Source organism: Acuticoccus sp., from assembly GCF_965213555.1.
GTDB lineage: Bacteria > Pseudomonadota > Alphaproteobacteria > Rhizobiales > Amorphaceae > Acuticoccus.
In genome coordinates this window covers 127,432-142,141 of record NZ_OZ243890.1, presented here as the reverse complement: position 1 = coordinate 142,141, position 14,710 = coordinate 127,432, and the positions used below count along the sequence as shown (strand labels likewise).

Sequence of the window (14,710 nt, the reverse complement as noted above, 5' to 3'; positions counted from 1 at the left end):
AGACGTCCATTCGAAGCGCGGCACGGGCACAACCGTTGCGCTGACCACGGCTCGCGACGCACCATCGCAGTGAAACGACGGAGGCACTGGCGTGCGGTTGGCAGCGATCATCTCCATCGCCGGCGGGCTCGGCCTCGCGGCGTGCGTGTCCGGCAACGTCCGCCCCGCCGTGGACGGCAACTGGGCCTCGGACGACGGCGTGTTCGTCGCCACGTTCCAGAACGGCGCGTTCACCTCGCGCCTCACCAGCACGGGCGAGACCGTCGTCGCCGACGGGCGCTACAACAGGACGCCGAGCGGGCTCGCGCTGGCGTGGACCTCCATCGCCGCGAACGAGCAGCGCGGGGCGAGTTGCCGCTTCGCATCCCAGCGGCAGCTCGTCTGCAGCCCCTCCGCCGGCGAGGCATTCTCCATGACGCGGGTCGCCTGAGCCCGCATCGACCGCGGCGGAGCGACGCGCTACCGTGACGGCTGCGATACCGGCGCGGAGGCGGCATGAGCGCGAACGACGGATTGGTGGCGCACTACGCGCGGCCGCAGCTCGAGCAGGCGATCCTTGAGGCCCTGATCGCGAACGGCACCCCCATCGAGGGGTTGTCGCCTGACGACCTCGCGCCGGTCGACGAGTTCCACCTCGGCGGACGGGAGGCAACGGTACGCTTGGCCAAGGCTCTCCACCTCGAGCCGTCGCAGCGCCTGCTCGACCTCGGCGCGGGCATCGGGGGCCCCGCACGGACCTTCGCCGCAAACCACGGCGTGTCGGTGACGGGCATCGACCTGACGCCGGACTTCGTCGCCACGGGCAACGCGCTGTCCGCCCGGTGCAGCCTCGCCGACAGGGTGCGACTTCGCGAGGGCGACATCCTCGATTTGCCGGGCGATGCCTCGTTCGATCGGGCGACGTTGATCCACGTCGGCATGAACATCGCCGACAAGGCTGCCTTGTTCGCGGCGGTGCGGCGCGCCCTCAAGCCGGACGGTCGGTTCGGCCTCTACGACCTGATGCAGGTGGGGCCTGGGGAGGTCGCCTATCCGGCTCCCTGGTCCTCGACGCAATCTACGAGCTTCGTCGAGCCGCCCGACGCGTACCGCCGTACGTTGGAGGCCAGCGGCTGGAGGGTCGTGCACGAGGAGAGCCTTGCCGACCTGGTGCTCGAGCGCATCTCGGAGGGACGGCGCAACGCCAAGCTGCACGGTCGGCCGGCGCTCGGCCTCCACCTCGTCATCGGCGACGGGTTCAAGGAGCGCTTCGCCAACGCCGTCGCTGCGGTCGAGGCCGGCACGATCGCGCCCATCATGATGATCGCCGAGCCGGGCTGACGGGTCCGCCCGCGACGTCGGCGCCTAGGCTCCGGACTCACACAGCACCACCATCCGATCACGATGGCGAGGGCGATAGCCGAAGCGTATGTTGCGAAGAGGCGGTCGTAGCGGGTCGCGACGCGGCGCCAGTCCTTGACGTTCGAGACGGCGCGCTCAACGAGGTTGCGACGGCGGTGGAGGCCCGCGTCGAAGGCTGCAGCCGCTTGCGGGTCGGGTTGTTCGGGATCACGGGCAAGGTGCCGCGGTCGACGAGGAACTGGCGCAGGCCGTCGGAATCGTGGGCCGTGTCGGCGAGGCACATTCGTCCGGCGGGCACGGCAGCGAGGAGCGGCAGCGCAGCTCGAACATCGCCGAGCTGGCCAGGCGTGATCGCGAACGCGATCGGCCGGCCCCGGCCGTCGGTCACCAGGTGGATCTTGGCGCTGCGACCGCCGCGCGAGCGGCCGATATCCTGGCGATCCGCCCCCCTTTTCCGCCGGCCGAGGAGCGATGCGCCTTGGCGGTCGTCGAATCGATGCAGTGGGCATCGTCGGGGCTGACCTCGCGCAGCGCCTCGAACAGCCCCTGCCAGAAGCGGCGCTGCGACCAGCGGTGCCAGCGGTTGTAAATCGTCTTCGGCGGGCCGTAGACGGCGGGCACGTCGCGCCACCGGCAGCCGCTCTTGAGCACATGGATGATCCCGGAGATGACGCGCCGGTCGTCGACCCGCCGCGCCCCGGGCTGGTTCTTCGGCAGGTGCGGCTCGATGACCGCCCACTGCCTGTCGCTCAGCCAGAACTCGTCCGCCATCGCCACCCCTCCGCTTCCACAGCCCGGACATGATCGATGAGGGTAAGGATTGGTTAGGGCCGGAGCCTAGCGCATCCTGGGTCTCCTCAGACCCAGATAAGATGCTCTAGCTTTTCGATTAAGAGCGGTCTTCTTGGAGTTAGGTGGTTCCGCCTAACCCCAAACCGCTCTAGCGGGCGGGGCCGACGCTGAGGCCGCCGCACACGTAGAGCGTCTGCCCGGTGACGAAGCCCGCATCCGCCGACAGGAAGAACGCGACGGCAGCAGCGACCTCCTCCGGCGCACCCAGCCTTCCCATGGGGACGTCGGCGAGGAGCGCCTCGCGCGCCGGCGACCCCTCCGGCTGGTTGATGCGGAACAGCTCGGTCTCGATGGGGCCGGGGCCGACGACGTTGACGGTGATGCCGTCCGCAGCGAGCTCGAGGGCGGCGGACCGCGCTATGCCGCCCAGCGCTGCCTTGGAAGCGGAGTACGTGATGCGCTCCGTCTTGCCGAGCGCGGCGCGGCTGCCGATCAGCACCACACGGCCGAACCGTGCCGCGCGCATCGCCGGCGTCACCGCCTGCATCGCCCAGATGACGGACTGCACGTTGAGCCGCATGGTGGCCTCGAAGCCGTCGTCGGTGGTGGCGTCCAGCGTCTCGGCGCGCACGAGGCCGGCGTTGGCGACGAGGCGCGTGGGCGCCACCTCCTCGGCGATGGCGGCCAACGCCCCGCGGGCGTCGGGCCCGGAGAGGTCGATGGCGCGGAAGTCGCCGGCGAAGTCGTTCGGACGGGTCCGCGCGATCCCGACCACGTTGAGGCCGTCGGCGGCGCAGCGTGCCGCGATGGCCGCGCCGATGCCGCGGCTGACGCCGGTGACGAGGACGGTCTCCACCTCAAGCCTCCTGTTTGGCGTCGGCCTGCCACCCGTCGAGGATCTCGTCGAGCGGCGTCGGCGCGGTTGGCGCGCGGGGCGGCAACGGCCCCTGCGTGCGAGAGAAGCGCGGCGTCGGCGCGGGCTCGACGGCGCCGTCCTCGCGCGTCGCGAAGCTGCCTCGCGCGGCAAGGTGCGGATGGGACGGCGCCTCCGACAGGGCGAGGACCGGGGCGACGCAGGCGTCGGTCCCCTCGAGGAGGTCGCACCACTCGCGCTGCGTCCGCGTGGCGAACAGCGCCTCCATGCGCCGGCGCAGCTCGGGCCAGCCGGCGCGGTCGTTCTGCGCGTCGTAGGCGTCGTCGTCGAGCCCGGCGAGGCGGCGCAGCGCGGCGTAGAACTGCGGCTCGATGGCGCCCAGCGCGACGTGCCGTCCGTCCGCGCAGGCGTAGACGCCGTAGTAGTGCGCGCCGCCGTCCAGCATGTTCGCCTCGCGCTCCTCCTTCAGGAGGCCGCGGCGGGCGAAGGTCTGGAAGATCGACATCATCGTGCCGACGTTGTCGCAGATCGCGCAGTCGATCACCTGGCCGCGGCCGGACCGACCGCGCTCGACGACGGCAGCGAGGATGCCCATGACGAGGTAGAGCGAGCCGCCGCCGTAGTCGCCGAGGAGGTTGAGCGGGGCGACCGGCCGCTCCTTCGGGCCGATGGCGGCGAGCGCTCCGGTGATGGCGATGTAGTTGATGTCGTGGCCCACCGCGTTGGCGAGCGGGCCGGTCTGCCCCCACCCGGTCATGCGCGCGTAGACGAGCCGCGGGTTCGTCGCGAGGAGATCGTCCGGGCCGAGCCCGAGCCGCTCCATCACGCCGGGGCGGAAGCCCTCGATGAGGACGTCGGCCGCCTCGCAGAGCCTGCGTGCTGCCGCGCTGCTTCCGGGATCCTTGAGGTCGAGCGCTACGAAGCGGCGGCCGCGGGCGACGACGTCCCTCGGGTCCATGCGCTCGGTCCCCGCGCGCTCGACGCGCACCACGTCGGCGCCAAGGTCCGCGAGGAGCATCGCAGCGAGCGGGCCCGGGCCGAGCCCTGCGAACTCGACAATCTTAAGGCCCGCGAGGGGGCCGGTGCGCGCGTCGTCCATCTCGTCCTCGGCCTACCGGGGGGCCATGCGGATCGCGCCGTCGAGGCGGATCGTCTCGCCGTTCAGCATGGCGTTCTCGATGATGTGGCAGGCGGTCATCGCGAACTCCTCGGGCCGTCCCAGCCGGCGAGGATGGGGCACCATCGCGCCCAGCGAGTCGCGCACGTTCTGCGGCAGCCGGGCGAGGAGCGGCGTGTCGAAGATGCCCGGGGCGATGGTGTTGACGCGGATCTGCTTGCCGGCGAGGTCGCGGGCCGCGACGATGGTCATGCCGACGATGCCGGCCTTCGACGAGGCGTACGGGATCTGCCCGATCTGCCCCTCGTAGGCGGCGACGGACGCGGTCATGACGACGACGCCGCGCTCCTCGTCCACGGGCTCCGTCCGCGCCATGCGGGCGGCGCCGAGGCGCAGCACGTTGAACGAGCCGATGAGGTTGAGGCGGATGATGCGTTCGTAGTGCTCCAGCGAGCCGGGGTTGCCGTCGCGGTCGAGGATGCGCAGCGCCCCGCCGCCGCCGGCGCAGTGCACGACGGCGCGCAGCGTGCCGAGCTCGGCCGCGGCGTCGAACACGGCCTCCATGGGCGCGGTCTCGGTGACGTCCGCCGTGACGAAGCGGACGGCCTCGCCGAGCCGTTCTGCCTCCGCAGCGCCCGCCTCGGCGAGGTCGGCGACGACCACCTTCGCGCCCCGCGCGACGAGCCGCTCCACGGTGGCAAGGCCGAGCCCCGAGGCCCCTCCGGTCACCACGGCGACCTGTCCCGCGATCTCCATCGTCCCTCCCGCGGCGGTCCCGCGCCGCCTTGCCCCCATCGGGCCCGTTCCGGAGGCAAAGCGCAAGGGGCGCGCCGCGGCCAACCGTGCCATGGTGGCCGCCAACCCAAGGAGGCACACTTGACGGACCCAGTCCTCTTCGAGAAGGGCGACGGCGGGATCGCGACGATCACGCTGAACCGCCCCGACACGCGCAACGCGATCTCCGACGCCGACGTCATCGAGGCGCTGCTCGACACGCTCGCCGCGGCCGACCGCGACATCGAGGTCCGCGCGCTCGTGCTGACCGGTGCCGGCAGCGCGTTCTCCTCCGGCGGCAACATCAAGACGATGGGCAAGGGTGGCGGCCTCGCCGAGGAGGTCCCGGCGCAGACGCGGCGCAACTACCGCTACGGCATCCAGCGACTGCCGCTCGCCTTCGAGGCCCTCGAGGTGCCGGTGGTCGCGGCGGTGAACGGTCCCGCCATCGGCGCGGGCTGCGACCTCACCCTCATGTGCGACCTCCGGATCGCATCGGAGAACGCGCGCTTCGCGGAGAGCTTCGTCAAGATCGGCATCGTGCCCGGCGACGGCGGCGCGTGGCTCTTGCCGCGTGTCGTCGGCTTCTCCAAGGCGTGCGAGATGGCGCTGACGGGCGATCCGGTGGATGCGCAGGAGGCGCTCGCCTGCGGCCTCGTCTCGCGCGTCGTGCCGGCCGAGGAGCTGATGGAGGCCGCCCACGCGCGCTCGCCCGGAGGATCGCCGTCAACCCACCCCACGCGGTGCGGATGACCAAGCGTCTGTTGCGCCAGGCGGGGCAGGTGAGCCTTGAGACGCTGCTCGAGCTGTCCGCAGCCACCCAAGCGCTCGCCCATGCGACGGGCGACCACGAGGAGGCCATCGCGGCGATGCTGGAGAAGCGCGGGGCGAACTTCGCTGGCCGCTGACGCCCGTCGGCGCCGCGGGGGTGGCTCCCGATCGCTTCCCAAGGCGGCGGGCGCATGACATGCAGTTGACCCCGTCCAAGGAAGGTCAGCCATGCGAACCGCCAAGATCCCCGCCACCGTCGTCACCGGGTTCTTGGGGGCGGGCAAGACCACGCTGATCCGCCACATCCTGCAGAACGCGGACGGCCGCCGCATTGCGCTCATCATCAACGAGTTCGGCGACCTCGGCGTCGACGGCGAGGTGCTGCGGGGCTGCGGCATCGCGGCGTGCCGCGAGGAGGACGTCGTCGAGCTCACCAACGGCTGCATCTGCTGCACCGTCGCGGACGACTTCGTGCCGACGATGACGCGCCTGTTGGACCGCTCCGACCCGCCGGACCACATCGTCATCGAAACCTCGGGGCTCGCCCTGCCGCAGCCCCTGGTGCAGGCGTTCAACTGGCCGGGGATCGCCGAGAGGGTCACGGTGGACGGCGTCGTCACCGTGGTCGACGCGGCGGCCGTCGCGGACGGGCGCTTCGCCCACGAGCCGGCGGCGGTGGAGGCCCAGCGCCGTGCCGATCCGGCGCTCGACCACGAGGCGCCGCTCGAGGAGCTGTTCGAGGATCAGCTCGGCGCGGCCGACCTCGTCGTCCTCAACAAGACCGACCTCCTGGACGAGGCGACGGTGGGCCGGGTGCGCCGCCGCGTCGAGGGCGAGGGCAACGGGCGCATCGTGACCGCCTCCCACGCCGCGCTGCCGCTCGCCGTCCTCCTCGGCATCGGTGCGGGCACGGAGGCGCTCATCGACGGGCGTCCGTCCCACCACGCGGACGAGGGGGAGCACGATCACGACGACTTCGCGACGTTCGTCGTCGACGGCCCGGAGGTCGACGACGTGGACGCGTTCGCGCAGGCGCTGGCGCCCGTCATCGACCGGCACGACATCCTGCGCCTCAAGGGCTTCGCGGACGTGCCCGGCAAGCCCATGCGCCTCGTCGTGCAGGCCGTCGGCCGCCGCATCGACGTCGGCTACGATCGGCTGTGGCGGCCGGGTGAGCGCGCCACCCGCCTCGTGGTCATCGCGCTCGCCGGCCTCGACGTGGCAACCGTGCGCCGCGACCTCCTCAAGGCGATGGCCGACGCCGCGGCGACCGCCGACGCCTGATGCACCTCCTCCTCGCCCAGCGCGGCGCCATCGCCGACGAGGGCGAGGCCGTCGACCTCGGTCAGACGCCGGCCGAGGTGTGCGTCCTGTCGGCCGCCGACACCGAGCTCGCGGCGCTCGCCGCCGCCCAGGCGAGCCGCCCCCCCGACGCGCCGTCCCTGCGGCTCGTCAACCTCATGCGCCTGTCGCACCCGATGAGCGTCGACGCCTGGATCGAGCGCACCGGTCGGCACGCGCGGCTCGTCGTCGCCCGCGTCCTCGGCGGCCGCAGCTACTTCGCCTATGGGCTCGACGCGCTCCACGCCGCGGCGCGGCGGCACGGCATCGCCTTTGCCGCGCTGCCCGGCGACGCTCGCCCGGACCCCGAGCTCGACGCGTTCGGCACGCTCGACCCGGCCGACGCGACGGCCCTGTGGCACGACCTCTTGGAGGGCGGCGCCGCCAATGCCGCGCGCTTCCTCGACCGTGCGGCGGCGATCCTCGCGGGGACCGTGCGCCCCGGGCCGCCTGAGCCGCTGCCGTCCGGCCGGCGTGTGGCACCCGGGCCGCGGCATCGCGAGCCTCGCCGAGCTTTCGGCCACGTGGGATGCCGGCGCGCCCGTCGCTGCGATCGCGTTCTACCGCGCGCTCGTCCAGGGCGGGCAGACCGCGCCGGTGGACGCCCTTGCCGCCGCGCTGCGCGCCGAGGGGCTGAACCCGCTGCCCGTCTTCGCCGCGACGCTGAAGGACCCTGCGTGCCAGGCCGTCGTGCGCGCGGCGTTCACCGCTGCGCCGCCGGCGGTCGTCGTCAACACCACGGGGTTCGCGCTCGCCCCGCCCGGCGCGCGCCATCCCGGCACGGTGCTCGACGAGGGCAGCGCGGTGGTGCTCCAGGCGGTCCTGTCGGGCTCGCCGCGCGAGGCTTGGCACGCCTCCTCCCAGGGCCTCACCGCTCGGGACCTCGCGATGAACGTCGCACTGCCCGAGGTGGACGGGCGCATCATCACGAGGGCCGTCGCCTTCAAGCGCGCCGCGCGTTGGGACGCGCGCACCGAGTGCGACGTCGTGCGCTCCGAGCCCGAGCCGGACCGTGTGCGCTTCGTGGCCGAGCTCGCCCGGCGCTGGGCGAGGATCCCGGCCGAGCCCGCCGCCCGCCGCGTCGCGATCGTCCTCGCCAACTACCCGACGCGCGACGGGCGCATCGGCAACGGCGTCGGCCTCGACACGCCGGCCGGCACGCTCGTCCTCCTCGAGGCGATGCGCGATGCGGGCTACGACGTCGGACCACTCCCCGCCGACGGGAACGCCCTCATCGCAGCCATCCAAGCGGGTCCGACCAACGCCGCGCGGAACGATCGCGAGGTCCGCGAAACGCTGTCGTTGGAGCAATACGGAACGCACCTTGCCATGCTTCCCGAGGCGCTCCACGCGGCCGTGCGGGCGCGCTGGGGCGAGCCGGCGACGGACCGGTTCGTCGCGGACGGCGCGTTCCGCCTTCCCCTCATGCGGCTCGGCAACGTCGTCCTCGGCGTGCAGCCGGCCCGCGGCTACGACGTCGATCCAACCGCGAGCTACCACGACCCGGCGCTCGTCCCGCCGCACGCCTACCTCGCGTTCTACATGGCGCTGCGCCACGACTTCGGCGCCCACGCGGTCGTCCACATGGGCAAGCACGGCACGCTCGAGTGGCTGCCTGGCAAGGCGCTCGCGCTGTCCGCCACGTGCTGGCCGGAGGCGGTGCTCGGGCCGACGCCCCACGTCTACCCCTTCATCGTCAACGATCCGGGGGAGGGCGCCCAGGCCAAGCGGCGGGCGCAGGCGGTGGTGGTGGACCACCTGACGCCGCCGCTGACGCGGGCCGAGACGCACGGCGCGCTGCGCGACCTCGAGGCGCTCGTCGACGAGTACTACGACGCCGCCGTCGGCGACGCCCGGCGTGCGAGGCTCCTGGCGAGCGAGATCCTCGCGTGCGCCGAGGGGGCTGGCCTGGCACAGGACGTCGGCCTGGCAGGGCTCGACGAGGGCGCGGCGCTGGAGCGGCTCGACGGCTGGCTCTGCGAGCTCAAGGAGCTGCAGATCCGCGACGGCCTGCACGTCTTCGGCCGTTCGCCGGCGGGCCGCCGGCGCACGGACCTGTTGTGCGCCCTCGTCCGCGTCCCCCGCGGCGGGCGGGCGCGGGACGCCTCGCTCACCCGGGCCATCGCGGCCGACCTCGGCCTCGCCTTCGATCCCCTCGACTGCGCCATGGCGGAGCCGTGGACCGGCGCGCGACCGGCTGCACTGGCGGCGGGCGACCCGTGGCGCACCCACGGCGACGCAGTGGAGCGGCTGGAGCTCGCCGCCGCGCGCCTCGTCGCCGGCGAGGCCTGCCCGGCTGAGTGGACCGCGACCGCCGCGGTCCTGAAGGGCGTCCGCGAGGAGCTCGCCCCGGCGGTGGACGCCTGCGGCGCGGCCGAGGTCGCCGGCGTGCTCGCCGCGCTCGCCGGACGCTTCGTGCCGCCCGGCCCCTCGGGCGCACCCTCACGCGGCCGGCCCGAGGTGCTGCCCACGGGGCGCAACTTCTACTCCGTCGACACCCGCTCCGTGCCGACCCAGGCGGCGTGGACGCTCGGCCAGCGCTCCGCCGAGCTCGTGCTGGTGCGCCACCTCCAGGATCACGGCGACTGGCCCACCTCCATCGGCCTCACCTGCTGGGGGACGGCGAACATGCGCACCGGTGGCGACGACATTGCCCAGGCGCTGGCGCTGATCGGCGTGCGGCCGACGTGGGACCACGCCTCGCGCCGCGTCACCGGCTACGAGGTCGTGCCGCTCGCCGTGCTCGGCCGGCCGCGGGTCGACGTCACGCTGCGCATCTCCGGCTTCTTCCGGGACGCCTTCCCCGACCAGATCGCGCTTTTCGACCGCGCCGCCCGCGCGGCCGGCGCGCTGGCGGAGGACGCTGCGGACAACCCCATCGCCGCCCGGATGGCCGCCGAGCGCGAGGCCCTGGTCGCGTCCGGTGCGGACCCCGACGAGGCGGCCCGGCGTGCCGGCCACCGCGTGTTCGGCTCGATGCCGGGCGCGTACGGGGCGGGCCTCCAGGCGCTCATCGACGAGGGGGGCTGGACGCACCGTGACGACCTCGCCGAGGCCTACACGGTTTGGAGCGCCTACGCCTACGGTGCCCGCGAGGCCGGGACCGCCGATCGCGAGGCCTTCGAGCGACGCCTGCGCACGCTCGAGGCCGTGGTGCACAACCAGGACAACCGCGAGCACGACCTCCTCGACAGCGACGACTACTACCAGTTCGAGGGCGGGCTCACCGCCGCCGCGCACCGAGCTCGCGGCGAGCGCCCGACGATCTACCACAACGACCACTCTCGTTCCGAGCGACCCGTGGTGCGCTCGCTGGAGGAGGAGGTTGCGCGCGTCGTCCATGGCCGCGCGACGAACCCCAAGTGGATCGCCGGCGTCATGGGCCACGGCTACAAGGGCGCCTTCGAGATGGCCGCGACGGTGGACTACATGTTCGCCTTCGCCGCCACCACGGGCGCGGTGAGGGACCACCACTTCGATGCCGTCCACGCCGCCTACGTCGCGGATGCACGGGTCGCGAGCTTCATCGCGGCGAACAACCCCGCGGCGTGGCGCGAGCTGAACGCCCGCCTGCTCGAGGCCATCGAGCGCGGCCTGTGGCGACCCCGCTCCAACTCCGCCGCCTCGACGCTTGCCGCCGCGGCGGACCGCTAGCGCATCCAGGGTCTCATCAGACCCAAAAAGATGCTCTAGCTCCTTGGATCAAGAGCGGTCCTCTTGGGGTCAGGTGGTTCCATCTAACCCAGCACCGCTCTAGCGCACCTTCGGTTCGGTCGTACGCGTCGCCGCGGTAGATGTCGCAGCGGCGGCATCCGTCGGGATCTAGTCTAAGGGGTCGCGACGTCCGCCAATGGTCTCCCACAGGTCATCGCGGGTGCGCGCTGCGGCCTTGCGCAGGAGGGCCTTCGGTTCGGCGGAGACCACCCCCCTCGCAACCCAAGACCGCCTTAGAGTGCGACGGTGCCGGCGTCCTGGAGGCGGGCGATCTCGCCGCTCGGCAGGCCGAGGTCCTGGGCAAGGACCTCCTCGGTGTGCGCCCCGAGGCGGGGCGCGCCGGCAAGCTCCCCTCGCGGGATGGACCCGAAGGCGAGCGGGGAGCCCGGGGTCAGGAGTTCGCCGATGCCGTGGTGGGCCGTGCGGGCGAACATCGGGTTCGCGGTGGAGTGCCGCCAGTCGTCGCGCACGAGCTGGCCGAAGTCCTGGTAGGGGCCCCAAAGGACCCCGCTGCCCTCGAACGCCGCGGCGACCTCGTCGAGGGTGCGGGTGGCGAACCACGGCGCCGCGACGGCGGCGAGCGCGTCTCGCGCGGCGAAGCGGCCCGGCTCGCTGGCAAGGTCGGCGCCGACCAGCCCGCCGACCGTCTGGAACGCCTCGGTGAGGCCGGTCGCCTTGCCGACGGCGCGGAACTGCCGCGTCGTGATGGCGACCACCATGATGCGGCGCCGGTCCTTCGTGGCGAAGTCCCGGCCGAACGCACCGTAGAGGTCGTTGCCGAGGGGCGGGCGCGTGACGCCGTTCGCCTCAACCTCCATGGTGAAGCCGAGCGAGGAGACGGCGTGCAGCATCACGTCGGCGAGGGAGAGCGTGATGCGCTGCCCCTCGCCGGTGCGGGTGCGGTGGCGCTCGGCCGCGAGCACGGCGGTGGTTATGAGGAGGCCCGCCGCCACGTCCCACGCCGGCAGGACGTGGTTGATCGGCGCCTCGGTGGGGCCCGTCGCGATGGGAAAGCCCGACGCGCAGTTGATCGTGTAGTCGAGCGCCGAGGTGCCGTCGGGGTTGCCGGTGAGCTCGACCATCACGAGGTCGGCGCGGCGCTTCGCCAGCGCGGCGTGGGCGAGCCAGCCGCGGGCGGGCAGGTTGGTGGTGACGATGCCGCGCCCGTCCCCGGGCTGGGCGATCAGCGCCGCGGCGAGCTCTTGCCCCTCGGGCGTGCCGATGGCGATGGCGACGGAGCGCTTGCCCTTGTTGAGCCCGGCCCAGTAGAGCGAGTGGCCGGCCTCGTTGGTCGGCATGCGCGTGTAGTCGATGTTGCCGCCGATGGGATCGATGCGGATGACGTCGGCGCCGAGCTGGGCGAGCGTCAGCCCGCCCAGCGGCGCGGCGATGAAGGCCGCGACCTCGACGATGCGAAGGTCGGTGAGGACCGGCGTCACGGCGTCAGTTGCGCCCCGACAGCAGCCCGCGGGCCACGATCTGCGCCTGGATCTCCGCCGCGCCCTCGAAGATGTTGAGGATGCGCGCGTCGCACAGCACGCGGCTGATCTCGTACTCCAGGCTGAAGCCGTTGCCGCCGTGGATCTGCAGCGCGTTGTCGGCGTTCGCCCACGCCGTGCGCGCGCCGAGGAGCTTTGCCATCCCCGCCTCGATGTCGCAGCGCCGGCCGGAGTCCTTCTCGCGCGCGGCGTAGTACGTGAGCTGGCGAGCGACCATCGTCTCGACCACCATGAGGCCGAGCTTGGAGGCGACGCGCGGGAAGCGCGTCAGCGCGCGGCCGAACTGCTCGCGGTCCTTGGCGTAGGAGAAGGCGAGCTCCATGGCGTTCTGGGCGACGCCGACGGCGCGGGCGGCGGTCTGGATCCGCGCCCCTTCGAAGGTCGCCATGAGCTGCTTGAAGCCCTCGCCCTCGCGTCCGCCGAGCAGCGCGCCGGACGGCACGCGAAAGCCGTCGAAGGCGATGTCGTACTCCTTCATGCCGCGGTAGCCGAGCACCTCGATCTCGCCGCCCGACATGCCCTCGGGGGGGAACGGGTCGTCGTCCGTCCCGCGCGGCTTCTGGGCGAGGAACATCGACAGGCCCTTGTAGCCCGCCTCGCCGGAGTTGGTGCGCGCAAGGAGCGTCATCAGGTCGGAGCGCGCGGCGTGGGTGATCCACGTCTTGTTGCCGTACACCAGGTAGTCCTCGCCCTCGCGCACGGCGCGGGTCCTCAAAGAGCCGAGGTCGGAGCCGGAGTTCGGCTCGGTGAAGACCGCGGTGGGCAGCACCTCGCCGCTCGCGATCCTCGGCAACAGGTCAGCCTTCTGGTCCGCCGTGCCGGAGGTCGCGATGAGCTCGCCGGCGATCTCCGAGCGCGTGCCCAGCGAACCTGCGCCGATGTAGCCGCGGGAGAGCTCCTCGGTGACGACGACCATGGCGAGCTTGCCCATGCCGAGCCCGCCGTGCTCCTCCGGGATCGTGAGGCCGAACACGCCGAGCGCCGCCATCTCCTCCACCACTGGGAGCGGTATGAGCTCGTCCCTGAGATGCCACTGGTGGGCGTGGGGCGCGATCTTCTCGTCGGCGAAGCGGCGGAACTGGTCGCGCATCATGACGAGCGTCTCGTCCTCGAGGCCGACGTCGCCGGTGCGCGCGTCGGCCGACGCTTCCACCCCGATCTGTGCAAGGAGCGAGGGCTCGGTGCCAGCGGCGATCAACGTCGCGACGGCGTCGGAGCGGAACGCGGCAAGCGCGTCGCCGCCGAGGCCGAGGTCAGCGGGGCGTACGATCTCCCCCTGGCTCATCCACACGCCGCCCTCGAGCTGGGCGAGGTAGGTGCCGAACGCGGCGAGCAGGATGCGTCGCTCCAGCGCGCCGAGGCGATCGTCGGCCTCGAGGCGCGTCGCCCAGCCGTGCATCTGACGCAGCGCCTCCGCGTACGTCGCGAACCAGGCGTAGCCGTGGACGATCACCTGGTGCTCGTCCATGGAAGCGCGATCGGGGGTGCCCTCGGGGGCGACCTTTTCAAGGAGCGCGCCGCGCAGCTCGGACAGCAGCCGGTCGACGTCCGCGAGGGCCGAGGACGCCGACGCCAGGACGTCGTCGATGGAGGAGGCCGGCGTCGCCGCCCGTGCCGCGTCGGGACGTGTCATGACGTTCATGGGCGGGCCTCGCGGTGTCGGGTCTGGGTGCGCATGGGAACTAGATCGAGCGGATCATGCCGCCGTCCACCCTCACCATGGATCCGGTGACGTAGGAGGCGCGCTTGGAGACGAGGAACGCGGCGACGTCGGCGAACTCCTGGGGGTCGCCGTAGCGCCCGGCGGGGATCGACGCGCGCGACGCCGCGGCGACCTCGTCCGCGGTCTTGCCCTGGCGCTCGGCGTTGGCCGAGTCGAGGGCGTCGACGCGCTCGGTGTGGATGCGGCCAGGCAGGATTATGTTGACGGTGACGCCGTGGGGCGCGAGCTCGCCCGCCAGCGTCTTGTTCCAGCCGGCGACGGCGCCGCGGATGGCGTTTGACAGCGCAAGGTTCGGCACGGGCTGCTCGATCGCCGACGAGCCGATGGTGAGGACGCGGCCCCACCCCTTCGCCTTCATCCCAGGGACGAGCGCGGCGACGAGCGCGAAGTGGTTGGCCGCCATCATCGTGAACGCGGACTGCCAGTCCCCGCGCGTCATCTCCAGGACCGGGCCGGGACGCGGTCCGCCGGCGTTGCCGACCAGGACATCGACGGCGCCGGCCTCCTCGGCCGCGCGGTCCACGGACGCGGCGTCGGCGAGGTCGACGACCATCGGGCGGACGCGGTCGCGCACGGCGGGGGTGAGGGTGTCGCGCCATGCCTCGGTGCGCTCGGTGGTGCGTGATGCGGCCAGCACCTCCGCACCCTCCGCGGCGAGGGTCGCGGCGATGGCCGCACCCAGGCCACGGGAGGCGCCGATCACCAGCGCGCGCTTGCCGTCCAGTCCGAGATCCAAGCCGTCCCCCTTCGCCGGTGGTTTGACC

General features: G+C 72.8%; 11 protein-coding genes and 2 pseudogenes. 6 read left to right on the top strand and 7 right to left on the bottom strand.

Translation table 11 applies throughout. From position 1 onward, the window contains the following. Positions 1–91 precede the first annotated feature (91 nt). Both ACOOE8_RS00895 and ACOOE8_RS00890 read left to right on the top strand, forming a co-directional pair. Entirely contained in the window at positions 92–430 is a 339-nt protein-coding gene (locus ACOOE8_RS00895; protein ID WP_420393038.1) for a hypothetical protein, read from the top strand. A gap of 65 nt (positions 431–495) precedes the next feature. Then, positions 496–1,320 (top strand): SAM-dependent methyltransferase, encoded by an 825-nt coding sequence (locus tag ACOOE8_RS00890; protein ID WP_420393037.1) that lies wholly within the window; start codon positions 496–498, stop codon positions 1,318–1,320. 44 nt (positions 1,321–1,364) lie between these two features. On the opposite strand, the pseudogene ACOOE8_RS00885 reads toward ACOOE8_RS00890, so the two are convergent. The 4 genes and pseudogenes from ACOOE8_RS00885 to ACOOE8_RS00870 form a co-directional block, all read right to left on the bottom strand. Beyond that, positions 1,365–2,112: pseudogene (locus ACOOE8_RS00885) on the bottom strand (IS5 family transposase); the annotation flags it as partial. 169 nt (positions 2,113–2,281) lie between these two features. Further along, positions 2,282–2,989 carry an SDR family oxidoreductase gene (locus ACOOE8_RS00880; protein ID WP_420393036.1) on the bottom strand — a complete coding sequence of 236 codons (708 nt, stop codon included), beginning with the start codon at positions 2,987–2,989 and terminating at the stop codon, positions 2,282–2,284. A gap of 1 nt (position 2,990) precedes the next feature. Then, positions 2,991–4,106 carry a CaiB/BaiF CoA transferase family protein gene (locus ACOOE8_RS00875; RefSeq protein WP_420393035.1) on the bottom strand — a complete coding sequence of 372 codons (1,116 nt, stop codon included), beginning with the start codon at positions 4,104–4,106 and terminating at the stop codon, positions 2,991–2,993. A 12-nt stretch (positions 4,107–4,118) separates the two neighbouring features. Then, entirely contained in the window at positions 4,119–4,880 is a 762-nt protein-coding gene (locus ACOOE8_RS00870) for an SDR family NAD(P)-dependent oxidoreductase (protein ID WP_420393034.1), read from the bottom strand. Between the two features lie 120 nt (positions 4,881–5,000). Between ACOOE8_RS00870 and ACOOE8_RS00865 the strand changes: the two genes are divergently transcribed. The 4 genes and pseudogenes from ACOOE8_RS00865 (at position 5,001) to cobN (ending at position 10,664) form a co-directional block, all read left to right on the top strand. Next, positions 5,001–5,651: an enoyl-CoA hydratase-related protein gene (locus tag ACOOE8_RS00865; RefSeq protein ID WP_420393033.1), complete on the top strand. Its 651-nt coding sequence runs from the start codon at positions 5,001–5,003 to the stop codon at positions 5,649–5,651. Continuing rightward, on the top strand, positions 5,648–5,806 hold the full coding sequence (locus ACOOE8_RS00860) for a hypothetical protein (protein WP_420393032.1): 159 nt from the start codon (positions 5,648–5,650) through the stop codon (positions 5,804–5,806). The genes ACOOE8_RS00865 and ACOOE8_RS00860 overlap by 4 nt, the downstream gene beginning before the upstream one ends. A gap of 91 nt (positions 5,807–5,897) precedes the next feature. Continuing rightward, positions 5,898–6,953 carry a cobalamin biosynthesis protein CobW gene (gene cobW, locus ACOOE8_RS00855; protein WP_420393031.1) on the top strand — a complete coding sequence of 352 codons (1,056 nt, stop codon included), beginning with the start codon at positions 5,898–5,900 and terminating at the stop codon, positions 6,951–6,953. Beyond that, positions 6,953–10,664 (top strand): annotated as a pseudogene (gene cobN, locus ACOOE8_RS00850) (cobaltochelatase subunit CobN). Before cobW ends, cobN begins: the two are co-directional and overlap by 1 nt. A 293-nt stretch (positions 10,665–10,957) precedes the next feature. On the opposite strand, the gene ACOOE8_RS00845 reads toward cobN, so the two are convergent. From ACOOE8_RS00845 to ACOOE8_RS00835, 3 genes are read right to left on the bottom strand one after another with little or no spacing between them, the layout of a single operon-like run. Then, the gene (locus tag ACOOE8_RS00845) at positions 10,958–12,163 is read right to left on the bottom strand and encodes a CoA transferase (RefSeq protein WP_420393030.1); all 1,206 of its coding nucleotides are present in this window, start codon (positions 12,161–12,163) and stop codon (positions 10,958–10,960) included. Positions 12,164–12,167: 4 nt separating this feature from the next. Then, positions 12,168–13,865, bottom strand: coding sequence for an acyl-CoA dehydrogenase family protein (locus ACOOE8_RS00840; protein WP_420393029.1), 1,698 nt, complete (start codon positions 13,863–13,865; stop codon positions 12,168–12,170). A gap of 40 nt (positions 13,866–13,905) precedes the next feature. After that, entirely contained in the window at positions 13,906–14,682 is a 777-nt protein-coding gene (locus ACOOE8_RS00835; protein WP_420393028.1) for an SDR family oxidoreductase, read from the bottom strand. Positions 14,683–14,710 lie beyond the last annotated feature (28 nt).